Origin of the sequence: Cobetia sp. MB87, assembly GCF_011319755.1 — a bacterium.
Taxonomy (GTDB): Bacteria; Pseudomonadota; Gammaproteobacteria; order Pseudomonadales; family Halomonadaceae; genus Cobetia.
Map to the genome: position 1 here is coordinate 320,676 of NZ_VFBC01000007.1, position 20,838 is coordinate 341,513.

Consider the following 20,838-nt stretch of genomic DNA (forward strand, 5'->3'; position numbering starts at 1 on the left):
TCATAGCAAGTCAGTTGCCACATGGGGGCAAGTGATCCTCTTTTCAGCACCGTGGACACCGATGACCGAGCGTGGGATGGAGGAAGCGCTTTTGTAGTCAAATCGTTGATTCTGTAGCACTACTACCCTGCGTGCGACCATCCTTTCATTGTGGTGCATAGCCGCGTTACGCATACTCAGCTGGCCTTGTCCGGCGTCGCCAAGCGATCGGTGACGACCATCATTATTTGCCCGCACGTGAGAGGATGCACCCGTGAGCCAAGAGAATCTCGAAGCCTGTTTCAAGCAGTGGCAGGACAATGAAGCCCTCGCGGAGCAGATGATCCCGCTGTTGGGAGATCTCTACCGCCGCTTCAACGTCGTGCCCTCCATCTACGGGCGTTCGCTGATCAACCGCTCGATGGTGCGCATCCTCAAGAACCACCGCTGGGTGCGCAAGGCCGAAGGCGTCGAGCTGTCAGTGGAAGACACCTTCCCGCTGGTGCGCGCGATGATCGAGCTCAACCTGGGCCCGGCCCACGTCGATATCGGCAAGCTGGCCGTCGCCTTCAAGCGCTCCGACGAGACGGACATCACCGCCTTCCTCAAGCGTGAACTGGCCGATATCGTCGGTGGCTACGTCGAAGGCGGCATGGGTGGCGACCCGAAGGACGTCGTCCTGTATGGCTTCGGGCGTATCGGTCGCCTGTTGGCGCGCATCATGATCGAGAAGGCCGGCGGCGGTAACCTGCTGCGTCTGCGCGCCATCGTGGTGCGTGGCAGCAAGGATGACCTGGAAAAGCGGGCCAGCCTGCTGCGTCGCGACTCGGTGCACGGTCCCTTCGAGGGCAGCATCACCGTCGATGAGGAAAACTCGGCGCTGATCGTCAATGGCAACTACATCAAGATCATCTACGCCAATTCGCCCACCGAGATCGACTACACCGCGCACGGCATCGACAACGCCATCGTGGTCGACAACACCGGCAAGTGGCGTGACGAGGCCGGGTTGGGGCAGCACCTGGAGTGCAAGGGCGTGGCCAAGGTGCTGCTGACGGCGCCGGGCAAGGGCGATCTGAAGAACATCGTCTACGGCGTCAACCACACCGACATCAGCGATGATGACCGCATCATCTCCGCGGCCTCCTGTACTACCAATGCCATCGTGCCGGTGCTGAAGGTGCTGCACGATGAGTACGGTGTCAGCCAGGGCCACGTCGAGACGGTGCACTCCTATACCAACGACCAGAACCTGATCGACAACTTCCACAGTGGTGACCGTCGTGGGCGTGCCGCGGCGCTCAACATGGTGTTGACCGAGACTGGTGCCGCCAAGGCCGTCGCCAAGGCGCTGCCAGAGCTTTCCGGCAAGCTGACCGGCAATGCGATCCGCGTGCCGACGCCCAATGTCTCGATGGCGATCCTCAACCTGACGCTGGACACCGCAAGCGATGCCGAGCGCATGAACGACTTCCTGCGCACCGCCTCCCTGCATTCCTCGCTGCAGAAGCAGATCGACTACGTCGATTCCTGTGAAGTGGTGTCCTCGGACTTCGTCGGCAACCGCCATTCCGGCATCGTCGATGGCCAGGCGACCATCGTCACCGACAAGCAGGCCGTCGTGTACGTGTGGTACGACAACGAGTTCGGTTACAGCTGTCAGGTGGTACGTATTCTGCAGCACATGTCCAACGTGCGTTTCAGCTACTTCCCGACGCGCTGAGTCAATGCGCCGCGCCTGTGGCGTGACTCGCGAAAAATTGAAATAAATACCTGCTGTTACAACGCCCCCGCCCTCAATGATGGCGGGGGCGTTGGCGTTTTCGGCGTGTGCACCACTTTAGTGTCGTATGGTCTTTCCGGCCTCGCATCTTTATAATGAGCCGGATTTTTTTGGGCCGGTCCAATCTCTGGGCTACACCTCCAACCGTCTGATAAGAAAAGCATTCACATTGCCTGATACGCGAAAATCGCGAGGCTGCCTGGTCAATTATCGGCCTCGAGGCGTATCTACGATGGGTGATCTTTCCTGAACAACATCAGATCCGACAATTGGGCGAGTCTATGATCGAAGTCAAACGTGGCCTGGATCTCCCCATCGCCGGGGCGCCGGAGCAGCGTATCGAGGATGCGCAGCCCGTTCGTCGCGTAGCGATCCTGGGTGTTGACTACGTCGGCATGAAGCCGACGATGGAAGTCCGTGAAGGGGACAAGGTGAAGCAGGGGCAACTCCTGTTCACTGACAAGAAGACCCCGGGCGTCCGTTACACCGCGCCTGCTGCCGGTACTGTGGTCGAGATCAATCGTGGCGAGAAGCGCAAGCTTCTGTCCGTGGTCATCGAGATCGACGCGCAGGGCGAAGCTGTGGAATTCACTGCACATGGCGACGCCGCCATTGCAGGTCTCGAACGTCAGGTCGTGGTCGACCAGCTGGTCGAGTCCGGTCTGTGGACGGCGCTGCGTACCCGCCCGTTCTCGCGCGTGCCGGCGCTGGATGCCAAGCCGGCAGCCATCTTCGTCACCGCCATCGATACTCACCCGCTGTCCGCGGACCCGGCCGTGGTCCTCAAGGGCCAGGAAGCCGCTTTCCGTCAGGGGCTCGTCGCACTGACGCGTCTGACCGAAGGCAAGGTCTTCCTGTGCCAGGCACCGGGGGCTGATATCCCGGGTGGCGACGTCTCCGGTGTGGTCAGCGAGTCCTTCAAGGGCCCGCACCCGGCGGGTCTGCCGGGCACGCACATCCATCACCTCGCGCCGGTCAGCCTGCAGCGTCAGGTCTGGCATGTCGGTTATCAGGATGTGGTCGCCATCGGTACGCTGCTGGCGGAAGGTCGCCTGGACACCACGCGCATCATCGCCGTCGGTGGCCCGCGTGCCACCAAGCCGCGCCTGCTGCGCACCCGTCTGGGCGCCAGCACCGAAGAGCTGCTCAAGGGCGAAGTCGAGCAGCCGGAAGACACGCGTGTCATCTCCGGTTCGGTGTTCTCCGGCCTGACCTGTGAAGGGGCGCTGCGTTTCGTCAGCCGCTACCACAATCAGGTGAGCCTGCTCGAGGAAGGCAACAAGCGTGCCTTCATGGGCTGGCTGTCGATGGGCGCCAAGCGTCACTCGGTGCTGGGTATCTACCTGTCGAAGCTGACCGGTCTCACCGACTACCGTCCGAATACCTCCACCAATGGCTCCGAGCGTGCCATGGTGCCGGTGGGCGCGTACGAGAAGGTCATGCCGCTGGACATTCTGCCGACGCAGCTGCTGCGTTCGCTGATCGTGGGTGATATCGAGACCGGCATGCAGCTTGGCTGCCTGGAGCTTGATGAAGAGGACCTCGCGCTGTGCACCTACGTGTGCCCGGGCAAGTACGAATACGGTCCCATCCTGCGTGACAACCTCACCACGATCGAGAAAGAGGTCTGATGATGGGCATTCGACAGACTCTGGATAACCTGGAGCCGCACTTCCACAAAGGTGGCAAGTACGAGAAGTTCTACGCGCTCTACGAAGCCGTGGACACCATTTTCTATGCGCCGGCGAGCGTCACGCGCAGCACCACCCACGTGCGTGATGGCATCGACCTGAAACGCATCATGATCACGGTCTGGATGTGTACCTTCCCGGCCATGTTCTTCGGCATGTACAACGCCGGTCTGCAGGCCAATGAGGCCATCGCGGGCGGTTACAGCGCGCTGGGCGGCTGGCGTGAAGCCATCGTCATGTTGCTGGCGGGCAGCCATGATGCCGGCAGCGTGTGGGCCAACTTCATCCTGGGCGCCACCTACTTCCTGCCCATCTATCTGGTGACCTTCGCGGTCGGCGGGTTCTGGGAAGTGCTGTTCGCGATGCGTCGCGGTCATGAGGTCAACGAAGGCTTCTTCGTCACCTCCGTGCTGTTCGCGCTGACACTGCCGGCGACCATTCCGCTGTGGCAGGTCGCGCTCGGCATCACCTTCGGTGTGGTGATCGGCAAGGAAGTCTTCGGCGGTACCGGCAAGAACTTTCTCAACCCGGCACTGTCCGGCCGTGCCTTCCTGTACTTCGCCTACCCGGCCAGCATTTCCGGCGACGCGGTCTGGGTGCCGGCGGATGGCTTCACCGGTGCGACCGCACTCTCCACTGCAGCCCAGGATGGCATGGGTGCCCTGATGCAGCAGATGAGCTGGACCGACGCCTTCCTCGGCTTCATTCCGGGCTCGGTGGGTGAGGTCTCCACGCTGGCGATCTTCCTGGGTGCCGCAGTGCTGCTGTGGACGCGTATCGCCTCGTGGCGAATCATGCTGGGCGTCCTGCTGGGCATGATCGCGACCTCGGCGCTGTTCAATGCCATCGGCAGCGACACCAATGCCATGTTCGAGATGCCGTGGTACTGGCACATGGTCATCGGCGGCTTCGCCTTCGGTATGGTCTTCATGGCCACCGATCCGGTCTCCGCCTCCATGACCAACAAGGGCAAGCTGGTATTCGGTGCACTGATCGGCGTGATGACCGTGCTGATCCGTGTCGCCAACCCGGCCTTCCCCGAGGGCATCATGCTGGCGATCCTGTTCGCCAACCTGTTCGCTCCGCTGATCGACCACTTCGTCGTGCAGGCCAACATCAAGCGCCGCGTCAAGCGCGAGACTGCCGGCATCGCGAACGAGGAGACCGTCTGACATGGCCAGCAACAACTCCATCAAGAAAACCCTCGGCGTCGCGCTCGGGCTGTGCATCGTCTGCTCGGTGGTGGTTTCCACCGCAGCGGTCGTGCTGCGTCCGATGCAGATGACCAATGCCGAGCTGGATCGCAAGAGCAACATCCTCGCGGTCGCCGAGCTGCTGCAACCGGGTGAGGACATCGGTCAGCAGTTCCGTGACAAGGTCACCGCCAAGGTGGTGGACCTGGATACTGGTGACTACGTCGATGACATCGACCCGGAAAAGTACGACCAGGCCAAGATGTCCAAGGACCCGGCCACCTCACGCACCCTGTCTGGCGACGAAGATCTGCCGGGCATCAAGCGTCGTGAGCAGTACTCCGTGGTCTATCTGGTCGGCGATGTCGAACAGCCCGACGAGATCATCGTCCCGGTGCGCGGCAACGGCCTGTGGTCAATGATGTACGGCTATCTGGCACTGAAGGGTGACGGCAATACCGTGGTCGGTCTCTCCTTCTATCAGCAGGGCGAAACTCCGGGGCTTGGCGGCGAAGTCGACAACCCGAAGTGGAAGGCTCAGTGGGATGGCAAGAAGATCTATCCCGAAGGCAGCATGGACCCGGAAGTGCACCTGAAGAAGGGCGGCGTGAATCCGTCTTCTCCGGATGCCAAGTACCAGGTCGATGCGCTGTCAGGGGCTACCCTGACCAGCAACGGCGTGACCAACCTGTTGCAGTTCTGGATGGGTGAGAATGGCTTCGCCAAGTACCTGACCCAGTTCCGTGACGTCAAAGGAGCGTAATGATGGCAGCCGAAACTCCTAAAGGTGTCCTGACGACGCCGATCTTCAAGAACAACCCCATCGCGCTGCAGATCCTTGGTATCTGCTCCGCGCTGGCGGTGACCAACTCGATGAACACCGCCCTGATCATGGGGATCGCGGTGTGCCTGGTGACAGCGTTCTCCAGCATGTTCATCTCGTTGATCCGCAATCACATCCCGTCGTCCATCCGCATCATCGTGCAGATGACGATCATCGCCTCGCTGGTCATCGTGGTCGACCAGTCGCTGAAGGCCTTCGCCTTCGAGACGTCTAAGCAGCTGTCGGTCTTCGTCGGTCTGATCATCACCAACTGCATCGTGATGGGTCGCGCTGAAGCCTATGCCATGCAGAATGGCCCGACGATGAGCTTCATCGACGGTATCGGCAACGGTCTCGGTTACACCGTGATCCTGCTGGTGGTCGGCTTCGTGCGTGAGCTGTTCGGTTCCGGCTCCCTGTTCGGCGTGACCATCCTGCAGACCGTCAACGACGGTGGCTGGTATATCCCGAACGGCCTGATGCTGCTGCCGCCGTCCGCGTTCTTCGTCATCGGTCTGTTCATCTGGGTGCTGCGCAGCATCTACCCGGAGCAGGTCGAGAAGGCGGAGTACAAGATTACCGCCAACACCAAGATCAAGGAGGCTGTGTAACATGTTCGAACACTATCTGAGCCTGTTCATCAAGGCCGTGTTCGTCGAGAACATGGCACTGGCCTTCTTCCTGGGCATGTGTACCTTCCTGGCGGTGTCCAAGAAGATCCAGTCCGCGATCGGTCTGGGCGTGGCCGTCATCGTCGTGCTGGCGGTGACCGTTCCGGTCAACAACCTGATCCTGAACTACCTGCTGCGTGAAGGCGCGCTGACCTGGACGGGTCTGGAAGGGGCGGAAAGTATCGATCTGTCCTTCCTGGGCTATCTGTCCTACATCGGCGTCATCGCGGCGATCGTCCAGATTCTCGAGATGTTCCTCGACAAGTTCGTGCCGGCGCTCTACAACGCGCTGGGCGTGTTCCTGCCGCTGATCACGGTCAACTGCGCCATCCTCGGTGCGGCCCTGTTCATGGTGCAGCGTGACTACACCTTCGGTGAGTCCGTCATCTATGGCGTGGGGGCCGGCTTCGGTTGGGCACTGGCCATCGCTGCACTGGCCGGTATCCGCGAGAAGCTCAAGTACTCTGACGTGCCGGCTGGCCTGCAGGGTCTGGGCATCACCTTCATCACCGTTGGCCTGATGTCGCTGGGCTTCATGTCCTTCTCCGGCGTCCAGCTGTAACGCAACCGAGCATAAGGAAATCGAAATGGTAGATACCTCCATCATCGTGCTCGGCGTCGTCATGTTCACTGTGGTCGTTATCGGCCTGGTGCTCGTGATTCTCGCGGCACGCAGCAAGCTGGTCTCGAGTGGTGACGTCCAGATCGAGATCAACAACGACCCCGCCAACACCCTGACGACCCAGGCCGGCGGCAAGTTGCTGCAGACTCTGGCCGCCAACGGCATCTTCCTGTCCTCCGCCTGTGGTGGCGGTGGCTCCTGTGCCCAGTGCAAGTGCCGGATCTCGGAAGGCGGTGGTTCCATCCTGCCGACCGAAGAATCCCACTTCACCATGGGTGAGAAGAAGGAAGGCTGGCGCCTGTCGTGCCAGGTCCCGGTCAAGCAGGACATGAAGATCGAAGTGCCGGAAGAGATCTTCGGCGTGAAGAAGTGGGAAACCACCGTCACCGCCAACCCGAACGTCGCGACCTTCATCAAGGAGCTGAACCTGCAGCTGCCGGAAGGCGAGGAAGTCAACTTCCGCGCCGGTGGTTACGTCCAGCTGGAAGCGCCGGCCTACGACATCAAGTTCTCCGACTTCGACATCGAGGAAGAGTATCGTGGTGACTGGGAGAAGTTCGGTCTGTTCAACGTTCAGCACAAGAACGAAGAGCCGGTCATCCGCGCTTACTCCATGGCGAACTATCCGGAAGAGTACGGCATCCTGAAGTTCAACATCCGTATCGCCACTCCGCCGCCGAATTCCCAGCATCCGCCGGGTCTGATGTCCACCTACGTCTTCTCGCTGAAGCCGGGTGACAAGGTGACCGTGATGGGGCCGTTCGGTGAGTTCTTCGCCAAGGACACCGATGCCGAGATGGTCTTCATCGGTGGTGGTGCTGGCATGGCGCCGATGCGCAGCCATATCTTCGATCAGCTCAAGCGTCTGAATTCCAAGCGCAAGATGTCGTTCTGGTACGGTGCGCGCTCCATGCGCGAGTCGTTCTACAACGAGGAGTATGACAAGCTGGCCGAAGAGAACGAGAACTTCGAATGGCACCTGGCGCTGTCCGATCCGCAGCCTGAGGACAACTGGGAAGGCCCGACGGGCTTCATCCACAACGTCCTGTACGAAAACTACCTCAAGGACCATCCGGCGCCTGAGGATTGTGAGTACTACATGTGCGGGCCGCCCATGATGAACGCGGCAGTCGTCAAGATGCTCACCGACATGGGTGTGGAGCCGGAGAACATCCTGCTCGATGACTTCGGTGGTTGATCGATGATGTCACGCGTCGCAAGACGACTGGCAGGGCCGGCCCTCATGGGGCTGGCCCTGCTGGTTGCAGGCTGTGAAAATTCCAGCAACCCTGAGTTGCATCGCTTCGCCGGCCCCATCTTCGGCACCGGGTTCCATGTCACGGTGGCTGCGGACCTGGACGCCGATGAGGTGGCGTCGCTCAAGCAGGCGAGCCTCGAGGCGCTCGACAAGGTCGACTGGCAGATGTCGACCTACAAGGACGCCTCGGAGCTCTCGAAGCTCAATCAGGCGCCGCTGGATACGCCTATCACGCTGTCGGATGGCCTGGCGCAGGTGCTGGCCGAGTCGCAGGATATCGGCAAGCGCTCCGACGGGGCCTTCGATATCACCGTCGGCCCGGCCGTCAATCTGTGGGGCTTCGGCCCGGATGAGCGCCTCGACAAGGCGCCGAGCGATGAACAGATCGCGCAGGCGCTCGAGAAGGTCGATCATCTGGCACTGGAGCTCGATGGCAATACGGTGATCAAGCGCAAGCCGGTGTATGCCGACCTGTCGGGGATCGCCAAGGGTTATGGAGTGGACCGGGTCGCCGATGTTCTCGAGGCCAATGGCATCGAGAACTATCTTGTCGAAGTCGGTGGCGAGATTCGCGTCAAGGGTGAGAAGCCCGGCCACAAGCCGTGGCGTATCGCCATCGAAGCGCCGAAGTCCTTCGAGCGCTCCGTGCAGCGCATCATCGATCCCGGCAATGCCGCGGTTGCCACCTCCGGTGATTACCGCAACTATTTCGAGCAGGACGGCGTACGTTACTCGCATACGATCGATCCACGTACCGGTCGACCGATCCAGCACAGTCTGGCCTCGGTCACCGTGATCACGCCGGATTGCGCGAGTGCGGACGCCTGGGCTACGGCACTCAACGTGCTGGGCGCCGAGAAGGCAATGACGATCGCAGATCGCGAGAACATTGCCGCCTATTTCATTGTCAAAACGGATGATGGCTTCAAGCAGTCCTGGAGTCCGGCATTCGCGCCCTACCTGAAGGACGCGCCGGCGACAGGCGACACGAAGCCCGCAGAGGAAGCCGGTGCCTGACTCCGGTCTACCGAGAGCCGGTCTACCGAGAGCCGGCCTGCCGAAAGGCAGCCGGCTGGGCTTTCTTGTCTGCCATCTGTCGAGACACGCCTCCGACAGGGTCGGGCGCTCAGACTGCATGGCATCTTCTGGATGCCGTCCTGGATGATCCACTGGATCGACAGGGGGCAAGCTGCGCTGAAGCCGATCCGCGCGAGAGGTTTACAATGGGGCCATGCCCCGGGAGGAATGACATGACGATCTGGTTACTGGTGTTCGCCGCGATGCTGCTGCTGATTGGCGTGATGGCCGTCGGTGTCCTGATGGGCCGCAAGCCGATCGCCGGCTCCTGCGGTGGTCTCAACAACCTCGGGCTCAAGGATGGCTGTGACATCTGTGGCGGCAAGGACGAGGAGTGCGAGAAGGAGCAGGATCGCCAGCGTCTGATGGCAGAGAGTGGCGGCAAGCCGGCCAGCGATCTGGCCTACGACGCCGCACGTCGCTGATTTCTGCTCTGATGGCTCAGAGCCCGCCGGCCGCAAGGCCTGCTACCGGCCCTGACATGGCAGTGTCACCGCGAGGTGAGACCGTACGTGTCAGGGCCGGTCTACGAACAATCAAGGAGCAAAGCGAGTCTCATGGCAGTCTATAACTACGATGTCGTCGTGATCGGTACCGGTCCGGCAGGGGAAAGCGCGGCAGTTAACGCGGCCAAGCATGGCAAGCGTGTCGCCGTGATCGAGGCTCAGTCTTCCGTGGGCGGCAACTGCACCCACAAGGGCACCATCCCTTCCAAGGCGCTGCGCCACGCGGTCAAGCAGATCATCGAGTTCAACACCAATCGCATGTTCCGCGACATCGGTGAGCCGCGCTGGTTCTCCTTCCCCAAGGTACTGGAGCGTTCACGCCGCACCATCGAGCAGCAGGTCGAGATGCGTACGCGCTTCTACGCCCGCAATCGCATCGATGTGTTCTTCGGTACCGCACGCTTCAAGGACGAGCACACCGTCGTGGTGCGCGATGCCCATGAAGGGGTCGAGGAGCTGCACGCGGAGAAGGTCGTGATCGCCACCGGCTCGCGTCCCTACCGCCCGGCGGACGTCAACTTCCGCCACCCGCGCATCTACTGCTCCGACACCATCCTGGGCCTGTCGCACACGCCGCGCACACTGATCATCTACGGCGCCGGTGTCATCGGCTCCGAGTACGCCTCGATCTTCTCCGGCCTTGGCGTCAAGGTCGACCTGATCGATACGCGTGACCGTCTGCTGTCCTTCCTGGATAACGAGATTTCCGACGCGCTGTCCTACCACCTGCGCAACAACGGCGTGCTGGTGCGTCACAACGAGGAATACGATCGCATCGAGGGCGACGAGTCCGGCGTGGTCGTGCACCTCAAGTCCGGCAAGAAGCTGCGTGCTGACGCCTTCCTTTGGGCCAACGGCCGTACCGGCAATACCGACAGCCTTGGTCTCGAGAATGTCGGCCTGCAGGCCAACGGTCGCGGTCAGCTGACCGTCGATGATCAATACCGCACCGAGCTGGATCACGTCTATGCGGTGGGCGATGTCATCGGCTGGCCGAGCCTGGCATCCGCCGCCTACGATCAGGGCCGCTTCGCGTCGGCCAACCTGCTGGGGGAAGAGTTCAAGTTCGTCAATGAGGTGCCGACCGGCATCTACACCATCCCCGAGATCAGCTCGGTGGGTCGTGGCGAGTCCGAGCTGACCGAGGCGCGCATCCCCTACGAAGTGGGACAGGCGTTCTTCAAGGACACCGCCCGTGCCCAGATCACCGGCGATACTGTCGGCATGCTCAAGATCCTGTTCCATCGCGATACCCTGGAAATCCTCGGCATCCACTGCTTCGGTGACCAGGCATCCGAGATCGTGCACATCGGTCAGGCCATCATGCAGCAGAAGGGTGAAGCGAATACGCTCAAGTACTTCGTCAACACCACCTTCAACTACCCGACCATGGCGGAAGCCTATCGGGTCGCGGCCATGAACGGACTCAACCGTCTGTTCTGAGCGGCGCGGGCCTCGCGCCCGCTGACTTGTCCGCTGACTTGAAGGCACACCACAAGGCCCCGACATCAATGATGTCGGGGCCTTGTGGTTGTCGGGCTCCCAGTCGGGAAACCTTGTCGATGAGCCTTGAGGAAATCACGCATGCAGGATGATTCACAGCAACACGACACTCGCCAGTCGGGCACGCAGTCACGCGAGACACTGCAGGATGATCCGACCACGGACCTCACGCTGCGGCTTGGCCATGAGGAGCTGATCATCCATCGCCGTTATGAGCTGGCCAGCATCATCAATGAGCTGGTGCTGGGCCTGCTGTTCACGATCGGCAGCGTGTGCTTCTTCTGGGAAGAGTGGATGACGCTGGGAATCTGGCTGTTCGTGATCGGCTCGCTGCAGCTGACGCTCAAGCCGGTGATTCGCCTGGCGCGCCGCATGCACCTCAAGCGGATGCCCGAATCGGCGCTGGACCTCTAGCAGGCGTCTTCACGGCCTGACTGTCTCACCGGCTCTCCGGATCTCTGGCCCTCTTGCTCTAGGGATCAACGATAGCGATGCACGCGCAGACTCTTGAGGAAGGGCGTGTCCTCGATGCGCACGTCGCCGCGGCGGGCGCGGGTGCGCTCGGTGGGCGGCGTCGGGCTTGGCTGGTTGAGTGCGGGCAGGCGCAGGTCATCATGCGGCAGGAACAGCGGCAGAGAGACATTCAGCGCGCGGCGCGTACGTAGCTCGCCGTCTTCGCGCATCACTGGCTCACGATAGAACAGGTTGGCGCGCATCAGCGGTGCCTGGGGCTGGATGCGGGCCAGAATCTCATCCGATGGCAAGCCAGCGAGCAGCTTGAGCTGCAGGCGTACGTGCTCGGCCTCGGTATCCAGTTTCATCAGCAAGGCTTCACACTCCGCCACGCTGACGCGCTGGATCGAACGCCCGGAGCTGTACCAGGCGAAGCGCACTCGCGCGACCGGTGCTTCTGCCACCGGCACCCGCCGCCAGCACTGTTTCAGGTGCAAACGGGCAAGGCCATCGCCCCTCAGGTGCTGGTTCAGCCCCGGATGGCGGAAGGGCAGAATTGCCTTCAGCTCGGCCAGTTGGTCGGGATATTTCTCGCGCAGCTCGGCGAAGAGCTCCGCCAGCTGCTCCTTGGCCGCGTTGAGCGCCGCAACGCGCTCGATCACCGTCGGGCCTGCGGCGACCACGCCCAGATAGGGGCGGGTGACTCGGCCGTCCTGGCCATCCTGATACCACACGTCCTGCAACGCCTGGCTGAGCCATTCGCTATCGGCACTGACGCCATCCAGCCGCCAGAGTGGCGAATTCTCTTCTCTGACCGCGGTGATGACCTGATCGGCGGCACTGATCTGCGTATCGAAGGCCGCTTCTATTCTGGCCATCAACTGGTATTCGGGCATGCTCTGCGTCCTGATTGCAGCAAGGGAGACGTGATTTTTTATCGCGTTATCTTGTTTAGCCTAGCGTGACCGGGATGGCAAGTCAGACCATGGCGGCATGCGCGGGCAGAAGAAGGGCTCCGAGAGGCTGAATCACCCGGAATGGAGTGACGGGATAGGCCGGCTGCGCCGGCGCCGACAGACTGAAACAGAAGAGGGCGCCACGCTGGGCGCCCTCCTGTTTCTGCGGGGTCTGTGTGATCTCGACAGGGCGCCGTTGTCAGGCCGGCCCCTGCAAAGCCTGATGCGCTCAGCGGTCGCGATAGCGCTCGGTGAGATCGCCATAGGCATCGATGCGACGATCGCGCAGATAAGGCCAGATGCGACGTACGTCTTCGCCGCGCGCCAGGTCCACCTCGACCAGCAGCTCCTCGGGCTCGGTGCCGCCATGCGCCAGCAGCTCGCCCTGGGGGCCGCAGATGAAGCTGCCGCCCCAGAACTGGATGCCTTCGCTGGCAGGCGTCGGGTCCGCTTCATGACCGACCCGGTTGGCGACGATCACCGGCACGCCATTGGCGACGCCGTGACTGCGCTGGATCAGGGTCCAGGCATCCTTCTGGCGTGTCTGCTCGGCTTCATCGTCGCGCGGGTCCCAGCCGATGGCGGTGGGGTAGAGCAGCATCTCGGCACCGGCCAGCGCCATCAGGCGCGCGCCTTCGGGATACCACTGGTCCCAGCAGACCTGCACACCCAGACGCCCGATCGAGGTGTCGATGGGTTCGAAGCCGCGGCGCGGGGACTGTGCGCTCGGTGCATCGCCCGGCGTGAAGTAGAACTTCTCGTAGAAGCCGGGGTCATCCGGGATGTGCATCTTGCGGAAGGTGCCGACCAGGCCAGCGGCCTTGTCGAGCACCACGGCGGTGTTGTGATACACGCCCGCCGCGCGGCGCTCGAAGATGGAGCCGACGATGACCAGGCCGAGTTCGGCGGCCAGGCCGGCCAGTCGCTGGGTGGTCGGGCCTTCGAGGGGTTCGGCGAGATCGAAGATCTCGGTGTCTTCGGTCTGGCAGAAGTAGTGGCTGGCATGCAGCTCCTGCAGCATCACCAGCTCAGCGCCACCGGCTGCCAGGCGGCGAATGGCGGCTTCGCTGGCCGCCAGGCTTGTGTCCTTGTCGGGCCAGCCCTGTTGCTGGACGACACCGACCTTGAGTGTACGGCGGGAAGCAGTCATCACAGTGCTCCTTGAGAGGTGTTCGAGGTGGCCAGCGTACCCTTGGGCAATTGCATGGTCATGCAGTGCAGGCTGCCGTGCTGGCGAATCACGGCGCGGCAATCGACCGGAATGATGTCACGCTTGGGGAAGGCGCTGGCAAGGGCCTTGAGGGCGATCATGTCGTGACGATCGGCGTAGGTCGGCACCAGCACGGCCCCATTGATGATCAAAAAGTTGGCGTAGGTCGCCGGCAGACGATGGCTGTCGTCCGGATCGAAGCAGACATCCGGCCACGGCAGCGGTACCAGGAAGTACGGGTCGCCATTGGCGTCGCGCAGTGCTTCAAGCTCGGCTTCCATCGCCTTGAGCGCCGGGTAATGCGGGTCGTTGCGATCATCGCAGCGGACGTAGGCGATGGTGCGCGGGTCACAGAAGCGCGCCAGGGTGTCGACATGGCTGTCGGTGTCGTCGCCTTCCAGATGACCATTGGCGAGCCACAGCACGCGTTTGACTCCCAAATCGGCCTTGAGTTGCGCCTCGACCTGGGCGCGGCTCAGGCCGGCATTGCGGTTGTCGTTGAGCAGGCAGGCTTCGGTGGTCAGCAGGGTGCCCTGGCCGTCGCTCTCGATGCCGCCGCCTTCCAGAATGAAGTCGCGGCTTTCCACCGGGCTTACGTAAGCCCCCTGCGCGGCGAGGGCGCGGGTCAGGGCGTTGTCGCGGGCGGCCTCGAACTTGCCGCCCCAGCCGGTGAAGGTGTAGTCGAGAAGTACCGGCTGGCCATCACGTTCGACGGTGATGGGGCCGTGGTCGCGCGTCCAGGTGTCATCCAGCGGCGCCACGAAAAGATGCAGGCGCTCGGCGGGCACGCCGAAACCGGCGAAGCGCGCGGCAAGGCGCTCGCGGGTGGTGTCATCGCTGACGCTGATCAGCACGTGCTGATAGCGGCTGATGGCGATCACCATGGCCTCGCAGGTGGCTTCGATGCTCTCGAGCATCTCGCTCCAGTCACTGTGCGGGCTGGGCCAGCTGAGCTGGATGGCGTCCTGCGGGTGCCATTCGGCGAGCAGACGGGTGGCCATGGGCATCTCCCTGATGAAGAGGTAACGATAAAGGCGCAAGCCGCAATGCCGCGGACTCGGCGCGCGATGATAGCAGAGCCATGCGCCGACGCTAGCCCTGTGCTGTCTGACGTGCACATGTCTTGCCATGATGGCGGTTCATGTTGGCCACAGACGAAGGCTGGCAAACTGCGTTCGAATATGGCTCCATGCGCCGAGCCTGCGGAATGCGTATCATGGCCCGCGACCCTGACCCAAGGAATCGACATCGATGCTGCTGGATCGCCTACCCTTTCTGATCGGCCTGCGCTATACCCGCGCCAAGCGCCGTAACCATTTCATTTCCTTCATTTCCTTGACCTCGATGCTGGGGTTGTCGCTGGGCGTCGCCGTGCTGATTCTGGTGCTGTCGGTGATGAACGGCTTCGACCACGAGCTGCGCACCCGCGTACTGGGCATGGTGCCGCATGTGCGCGTCGAGGCGCGTGACAGCGTCACCGACTGGGAGACGCTGGCCGGCAAGCTGCGCGAGAAGCCGCATGTCGTCGGCGCGGCGCCCTATATCGAGCAGCAGGGCATGTTCACCACCAACGGCCGCAACAAGGGCGCGTTGGTCACCGGCATCGATCCGTCCGCGGAGGATCAGGTCTCGATCATCAGCGAGCACATGGTGCAGGGCAGCCTGGCGGATCTCACGCCCGGCAGCTGGGGCATCGTGATGGGTGAGCTGCTGGCGCGCAACCTGGGCGTCGGCGTGGGGGATCGCGTCACGCTATTGGTGCCCGAGGCCTCCATCACGCCCGGAGGCATCTTCCCGCGCCTCAAGCGCTTCACGGTGACCGGTATCTTCAAGGTCGGCGCGGACGTCGATGCCAGCCTTGCCTACACCGATATCTCGGACATGGCCAAGCTGGCGCGCTTCAAGGAAGGCGACGTCCAGGGGGTGCGCCTCAAGCTCGATGACCTGTTCAGCGCCGATCAGGTCACACGTGACATCGTCAGCCAGCTGGGGCCGCAGTATCGGGGCATGGACTGGAAGCGCACCCACGGCAATCTGTTCGCCGCCATCCAGATGGAGAAGAACATGATCGGCCTGTTGCTGATGGTGATCGTCGCCGTCGCGGCCTTCAACATCGTCTCGACGCTGGTGATGATGGTGACCGACAAGCACGCCGACATCGCCATCCTGCGTACCCTCGGGGCCAAGCCCGGTTCCATCATGGGCATCTTCATCGTGCAGGGGCTGACCATCGGCGTGATGGGCATCATCATCGGTGCCATCGCCGGTGTGGCACTGGCGCTGAGCGTCTCCGACATCATCGCCTGGGTGCAGTCGACCTTCGGTATCCAGTTCCTGGATCCCAACGTCTACTTCATCAGCTATCTGCCATCGCGCCTCGAGATGAGCGACATGGGCATCATCATCGGCTCCGCGCTGGTGCTGAGCTTCCTGTCGACGCTGTATCCGGCCTGGCGCGCCTCGCGCATCCAGCCGGCGGAGGTGCTGCGCTATGAGTAATCCGTCGACATCGTCTGATGCATCCATCCGTTCCGCTGCTGGAGACACCGCCATGCCGACGCCGGCTTCTGACACTCACGCGCCGGATCAGACCCACGGCAAGCCGATGCTGATCTGTGAGCGCCTGAGTCGTAGCTACGATGAAGGCCCCCAGAAGGTGCAGGTGCTCGACGAGCTGGAGCTGCGCGTGCATGCCGGCGAGCGAGTCGCCGTGGTCGGCAGCTCCGGCTCCGGCAAGACTACGCTGCTCAACCTGCTGGGCGGGCTGGACCACCCCACCCAGGGCATCGTGAAGGTGGCTGGCCAGCGCCTGTCCGAACTCAGCGAGTCGGCGCTGGGCAGCTTCCGCAATCAGCACATCGGCTTCGTGTATCAGTTCCACCACCTGCTGGCGGAATTCAGTGCCGAAGAGAATGTGGCGATGCCGTTGATCATCCGTGGCCACAAACGCGCCGAGGCCGCCGTCAAGGCGCGCAAGCTGCTGGAGCGGGTCGGCATGGCACCGCGCGCCGATCACAAGCCGGGCGAGCTGTCCGGAGGTGAGCGCCAGCGCGTCGCCATTGCGCGTGCGCTGGTGACGGACCCGAGCCTGGTACTGATGGATGAGCCGACCGGCAACCTGGACCAGACCACGGCGGCGCGCATTCTCGAGCTGATGGATGACATCGCGCGCGAAGCGCAGGCGGCCTTCATCATCGTGACCCACGACAACGGTCTGGCCGCGCACCAGCACCGTGTGCTGCGTCTGGACGGTGGCAAGCTGCACGAGGATTGAATCGAGCCGCTGTTACGCCATGCCAGAAAGCCAAACGCCCCGCCATCGAGAGATGGCGGGGCGTTTTTCATGCGCGTCTGTCGGCAGCGTTCAGGGCGTGTCCGTGTCCTGCTCAGTGTTCTGGCGTGACGATTGCTCCTTGCTGCAACGTCTGGCGGCCAAGCGTGCCTTGCGGCGGCTGCGCCAGTTGCGTACCACCTGATAGCGCCACAAGAGGCGGACCAGCATGTTGGCCAGCAGCGCGAGGACGACGGCGCTGACCAGCGAACCCAGCGCCAGGGCGGGCAGGATGTCTTCCAGCTGGTTGGCGAACCAGGCCGCGGAGACCTGGTCCGGCATCACCCGTGCAGGCGTGTCCAGCATCCAGGCCCCCACGCGGTAGGTCGCGTAGTAGACCACCGGCATGGTCAGCGGGTTGGTCACCCACACCAGACCCACCGACAGCGCGAGGTTGCAGCGCAGTGCCCAGGCACCGAAAGCGGCCACCACCATCTGGAAGGGAATCGGCAGCAGCGCACAGAACAGCCCCACCATGAAGGCATTGGCCACAGTGCGTCGCGACAACGCCCACAGTGCGGGATCGGCGATCAGGTGATGCATGAAGCGCAGCGACTTCTTGCGCTTGAGTGCATCCGGTTCCGGCATGAGCCGCTTGAGTAGACGACGAGGCATGACTTGGCCATTTGGCATTCAACGCCGGCCATTATCCATACATGGCTGCAGGACTGCCATGCTGACTGCGCAGTTATCCGGTTCGTGATCTGCAACCCGCGTGTCTCGATTCGACACCGAGCGCAGCAAAGCCCGCGCCATGCCTGACGGGCTGCGCCACGGGTGTCCTTGCAAGAGGCCAGCAACATGTCAGGCGCCACCGTGAATAAATCGTCCCATCCCGCTCGATTCTGGCTGTCACCGGCCTCGCTGGCCCAGCTGCTGGCGGGACTGGTGGTGGGGATCTGGCTGTCACGCCAGGGCGAGTGGGGCGCGGATTGGCAGTCACGCTCATCGGCAGGGCTCGGCGCGCAGGAGGGTGGGGCGCATGGCTGGGCCGCCTTCATGACGCTGAGCGTCAACCTGCTGTTGCCCGCCTTGCTGCTCTGCTGGCTCATGGTAGCGGGGGCCTTTGCAGCCACTTCCGCCCGTGCTTGCCGGCACTCTGCTATCGACGCCGGGTCACGCCGCTCTCGGCTTGGAGCCTTGAGCCTGCGGCTGTCGGCAGCGTTGGGGTTCGGGCTGGTGATCGGCCTTCTGCAGCAGCCGATCGTGATGGCGGAGGCGCTGACGCGCCAGGAGCTGTGGCTGGAAGGCCGGATCGAACAGGTCAATCGCGCATTGCCGACGCCCGATGACTCGGTGCGCCTGGTGCTGCGTATCTCGCGCTGTGATCTCTTCCAACCGACGGAGTCGCCGGGCGCGGATGCCGGGCGTCAGGCCGCCTGTCAGCGGCTGCTGGATCAGCGGGTGCAGCTTCGGCGCTACTGGCCACGCAAGCCACCCCGCGATGTTGCGACACGCGAGGCGCTGGCGACTCCCTGGCAGGCCGGTGAGCGCTGGCGCATGGTCGTGCGTCTGGTGCCGCCTCATGGCGCCAGCAACCCGGCATTCGGGCGCTCAGCGAGCCCGGCGGAGTTCGACCGTGTCGCCTGGCTATGGCGCGAGGGTATCGTCGCCACGGGTTATGTGCGCCAACTGTCCCTTGCGCAGCGCTTGGCGCCGCCAGGCGGGCTGGCAGCACTGCGCCTTCATGCCGAGCAGGCGCTATGGCAGCGCTGTGGCAAAGGCGAGGGCGAAGGCGAGGCGCTGGTCGACTGGCCGGGTTCGCCCTGTCGCTGGCTGGCGGCACTGACGCTGGGCAAGGTCTCGGCACTGACCCATGCCGATTGGGACACGCTGAACGCTACCGGGCTGACACATCTGGCGGTGGTGTCGGGGCTGCATGTCGGCCTGATGGCCAGCCTGGTGCTGGGGCTGAGTTTCGGCGTGCTGCGCCTCTGGCGACCGGGCGGGTGGCGATTCAGCGTGGCGCCCTGGTGGCTTGCCTGTCTGGCGGCCTGGAGTTTCGCCTTGCTGGCAGGCCTGGCGCCGCCGGCACTGCGCGCCGCCTTGATGGTGACGGTCGGGCTTTGGATGGCGAGTGGCCGCAGCGGGCTGGGTGTGTGGCAGGTCTGGATGCTGGCGCTGATTCTGGTGCTGGGGCTGGACCCGCTGGCACTGTGGCGCCCGGGCACCTGGTTGTCATTCATCGCCGTGGCGGTGTTGCTACTGGCCTGGCAGGGCTGCTCGCGACCGCGGGGAGTGCGCGGCTGGTGTCTGGCCACCTTGCGCAGCCAGTGGTTGTTGACGCTGGTCATGGGAGCGGCCCTGCTGCTTTCGCGCGGTCAGCTTTCCTGGCTGTCATTGCCGATGAATCTGGTGATGGCGCCCTTGGTGACGCTATTGATCGTGCCACTTGGCATGCTGGGCTGGGGACTTGCGGGCCTCGAGCAGCTGTTGCTGTTCACGGGGCTCGTCCCGTCACGGCTCGCGGTGATGCTCGCCGACGGTGTGTTCAGTGGCGGTCTATGGCAGCTGCTGGCACAGGGCATGGCGCAGACGATGGAGATATTGTCTTCGCTTGCATCGACACAGGGGCGCTGGCCGCAGGTGCCAATGACGGCGGGCCTGTCGGATGCCACTCCCTCGGGCTTGATCCTGACGCTCGCGGTCATGGCCCTGCTGTGTGCCTGGCTGGCGGAGGGTGTGCCGGGCCTCGATGGCCGTCTGAAGCGCCTGTGTGGCAGCGTGGCACTCTGCTGGGGGCTGTCACTGGCGGCGCTGACCTTGCCATGGTCACCGACTGCGCTGGCCACCGTCGGGCGGGACGCCGGCACGCGCGCGACAGAAGCCGCCTCGTTCTCGCCCAGGGCGCCCGCGCTCAGTCTGACGGTGCATGATGTCGGGCAGGGTCTGGCGTTGTCGCTGCGCAGCCATCTGGCGTCGAGCACGAGCGGCTCGACTGATGCGTCACGGCAGGTGCCGAGGCACTGGCGTTATGACCTGGGGGCGTCATCGCGCAATGCCAGCGCTCGCTTACCGGGAGCCCCCCATGTGGCGGAAGAGCCTATCGGCGTGATCATGAGTCATGGGGATGGTGACCATGCCGGCGGCCTGCAGGCGCTGTCTGCCGAGGAGATCGCTGTCTTGTGGGTGCCGGCTGGGCAGCGGTCGCGACTGGGGCGTCAGGTTGACTGGCTCGATGAGGTGGCAGTGCGTGAGTGTGTCGCCGGGCGCAGCATTATCCTCGGTCAACTGCAGGGCCATCCCGTGCGTCTTGAGATGCTGTGGCCGCCAGCAGGGTTGAAGACCCTGCGTGACAATGCGCACTCCTGTGTGGTCTTGATAGCGCATGGCATGCGTCCGCTGGCGTTGCTGACCGGCGATATCGGTCAGCAGCAGGAGCGCGAGTTGCAGGCGACGCTGCACCAGCGCCTGGCCGGGCGTGGCTTGCCATTGCTGGTGGTCGCACATCACGGCAGCCGCACCAGCAGTGGTGATGCCTGGCTCGAGAGCCTGGCGGCACGTCATGCGATTGTCAGCGCCGGTCGCTACAATCCGCATGGTCATCCGCATCCGGACGTGGTGGAGCGTCTGGCGCGTCATGTCGAGTGTCTCTGGCATGTCGGGCTGGATGGTGCCTTGCACTGGGAGTGGTCGCCGCAGGGGGAGCGGCTGCAACCAGCGCGCAGGGCTGGCGGTATCGGAGTGAGGTGCCTTGGGGTAAAATCCGCTGAATGATCAGATGCATGGCGGATTCATCGGCCTGCGCGACAGGGATGGCGCGTGACATCTGACACGACAAC

18 protein-coding genes are annotated in these 20,838 nt (G+C 63.3%); 14 read left to right on the top strand and 4 right to left on the bottom strand.

Going from position 1 to position 20,838, the window contains the following annotated elements:
• Positions 1-253: 253 nt before the first annotated feature.
• The 11 genes from CDPAHKCJ_RS07460 (at position 254) to CDPAHKCJ_RS07510 (ending at position 11,520) form a co-directional block, all read left to right on the top strand.
• On the top strand, positions 254-1,702 hold the full coding sequence (locus CDPAHKCJ_RS07460; RefSeq protein WP_166019266.1) for a glyceraldehyde-3-phosphate dehydrogenase: 1,449 nt from the start codon (positions 254-256) through the stop codon (positions 1,700-1,702).
• Positions 1,703-2,043: 341 nt separating this feature from the next.
• Positions 2,044-3,393 carry a Na(+)-translocating NADH-quinone reductase subunit A gene (locus CDPAHKCJ_RS07465; RefSeq protein ID WP_166019267.1) on the top strand — a complete coding sequence of 450 codons (1,350 nt, stop codon included), beginning with the start codon at positions 2,044-2,046 and terminating at the stop codon, positions 3,391-3,393.
• A complete protein-coding gene (locus CDPAHKCJ_RS07470; RefSeq protein ID WP_043331920.1) occupies positions 3,393-4,625 on the top strand; it encodes an NADH:ubiquinone reductase (Na(+)-transporting) subunit B in 1,233 nt (410 codons plus the stop codon). The genes CDPAHKCJ_RS07465 and CDPAHKCJ_RS07470 overlap by 1 nt, the downstream gene beginning before the upstream one ends.
• Position 4,626: 1 nt before the next feature.
• The gene (locus CDPAHKCJ_RS07475) at positions 4,627-5,409 is read left to right on the top strand and encodes a Na(+)-translocating NADH-quinone reductase subunit C (protein ID WP_166019268.1); all 783 of its coding nucleotides are present in this window, start codon (positions 4,627-4,629) and stop codon (positions 5,407-5,409) included.
• 2 nt (positions 5,410-5,411) lie between these two features.
• A complete protein-coding gene (locus CDPAHKCJ_RS07480; RefSeq protein WP_043331917.1) occupies positions 5,412-6,080 on the top strand; it encodes an NADH:ubiquinone reductase (Na(+)-transporting) subunit D in 669 nt (222 codons plus the stop codon).
• Between the two features lies 1 nt (position 6,081).
• Positions 6,082-6,702: an NADH:ubiquinone reductase (Na(+)-transporting) subunit E gene (gene nqrE, locus CDPAHKCJ_RS07485; RefSeq protein ID WP_043331916.1), complete on the top strand. Its 621-nt coding sequence runs from the start codon at positions 6,082-6,084 to the stop codon at positions 6,700-6,702.
• 25 nt (positions 6,703-6,727) lie between these two features.
• Positions 6,728-7,960, top strand: a complete 1,233-nt coding sequence (gene nqrF / locus CDPAHKCJ_RS07490; protein WP_043331915.1) for an NADH:ubiquinone reductase (Na(+)-transporting) subunit F — start codon at positions 6,728-6,730, stop codon at positions 7,958-7,960.
• Between the two features lie 45 nt (positions 7,961-8,005).
• Positions 8,006-9,037, top strand: coding sequence for an FAD:protein FMN transferase (locus CDPAHKCJ_RS07495; RefSeq protein WP_240916698.1), 1,032 nt, complete (start codon positions 8,006-8,008; stop codon positions 9,035-9,037).
• Positions 9,038-9,270: 233 nt separating this feature from the next.
• Positions 9,271-9,522: a (Na+)-NQR maturation NqrM gene (gene nqrM / locus CDPAHKCJ_RS07500; RefSeq protein WP_043331913.1), complete on the top strand. Its 252-nt coding sequence runs from the start codon at positions 9,271-9,273 to the stop codon at positions 9,520-9,522.
• A gap of 132 nt (positions 9,523-9,654) precedes the next feature.
• On the top strand, positions 9,655-11,046 hold the full coding sequence (gene sthA, locus CDPAHKCJ_RS07505; RefSeq protein WP_043331912.1) for a Si-specific NAD(P)(+) transhydrogenase: 1,392 nt from the start codon (positions 9,655-9,657) through the stop codon (positions 11,044-11,046).
• A gap of 141 nt (positions 11,047-11,187) precedes the next feature.
• Positions 11,188-11,520 carry a YrhK family protein gene (locus CDPAHKCJ_RS07510; protein ID WP_107335345.1) on the top strand — a complete coding sequence of 111 codons (333 nt, stop codon included), beginning with the start codon at positions 11,188-11,190 and terminating at the stop codon, positions 11,518-11,520.
• Between the two features lie 65 nt (positions 11,521-11,585).
• Here the strand turns inward: CDPAHKCJ_RS07510 and CDPAHKCJ_RS07515 are convergent, their stop codons facing one another.
• From CDPAHKCJ_RS07515 to CDPAHKCJ_RS07525, 3 genes are all read right to left on the bottom strand, one after another.
• Entirely contained in the window at positions 11,586-12,455 is an 870-nt protein-coding gene (locus tag CDPAHKCJ_RS07515; protein ID WP_043331911.1) for a DNA replication terminus site-binding protein, read from the bottom strand.
• A 289-nt stretch (positions 12,456-12,744) separates the two neighbouring features.
• Positions 12,745-13,665, bottom strand: coding sequence for a carbon-nitrogen hydrolase (locus CDPAHKCJ_RS07520; protein WP_166019269.1), 921 nt, complete (start codon positions 13,663-13,665; stop codon positions 12,745-12,747).
• Complete coding sequence (locus CDPAHKCJ_RS07525) at positions 13,665-14,726, bottom strand: agmatine deiminase family protein (protein ID WP_166019270.1); 1,062 nt, start codon at positions 14,724-14,726, stop codon at positions 13,665-13,667. Before CDPAHKCJ_RS07525 ends, CDPAHKCJ_RS07520 begins: the two co-directional genes overlap by 1 nt.
• 253 nt (positions 14,727-14,979) lie before the next feature.
• On the opposite strand from CDPAHKCJ_RS07525, the gene CDPAHKCJ_RS07530 reads away from it, so the two are divergent.
• Both CDPAHKCJ_RS07530 and CDPAHKCJ_RS07535 read left to right on the top strand, forming a co-directional pair.
• Positions 14,980-16,224, top strand: a complete 1,245-nt coding sequence (locus tag CDPAHKCJ_RS07530; protein WP_166019579.1) for a lipoprotein-releasing ABC transporter permease subunit — start codon at positions 14,980-14,982, stop codon at positions 16,222-16,224.
• Positions 16,225-16,276: 52 nt separating this feature from the next.
• Positions 16,277-16,999: an ATP-binding cassette domain-containing protein gene (locus CDPAHKCJ_RS07535; protein WP_205700813.1), complete on the top strand. Its 723-nt coding sequence runs from the start codon at positions 16,277-16,279 to the stop codon at positions 16,997-16,999.
• 90 nt (positions 17,000-17,089) lie between these two features.
• Here the strand turns inward: CDPAHKCJ_RS07535 and CDPAHKCJ_RS07540 are convergent, their stop codons facing one another.
• A complete protein-coding gene (locus tag CDPAHKCJ_RS07540; protein WP_166019272.1) occupies positions 17,090-17,671 on the bottom strand; it encodes a DUF2062 domain-containing protein in 582 nt (193 codons plus the stop codon).
• Positions 17,672-17,872: 201 nt separating this feature from the next.
• On the opposite strand from CDPAHKCJ_RS07540, the gene CDPAHKCJ_RS07545 reads away from it, so the two are divergent.
• On the top strand, positions 17,873-20,773 hold the full coding sequence (locus tag CDPAHKCJ_RS07545; protein ID WP_166019273.1) for a ComEC/Rec2 family competence protein: 2,901 nt from the start codon (positions 17,873-17,875) through the stop codon (positions 20,771-20,773).
• Positions 20,774-20,838 lie beyond the last annotated feature (65 nt).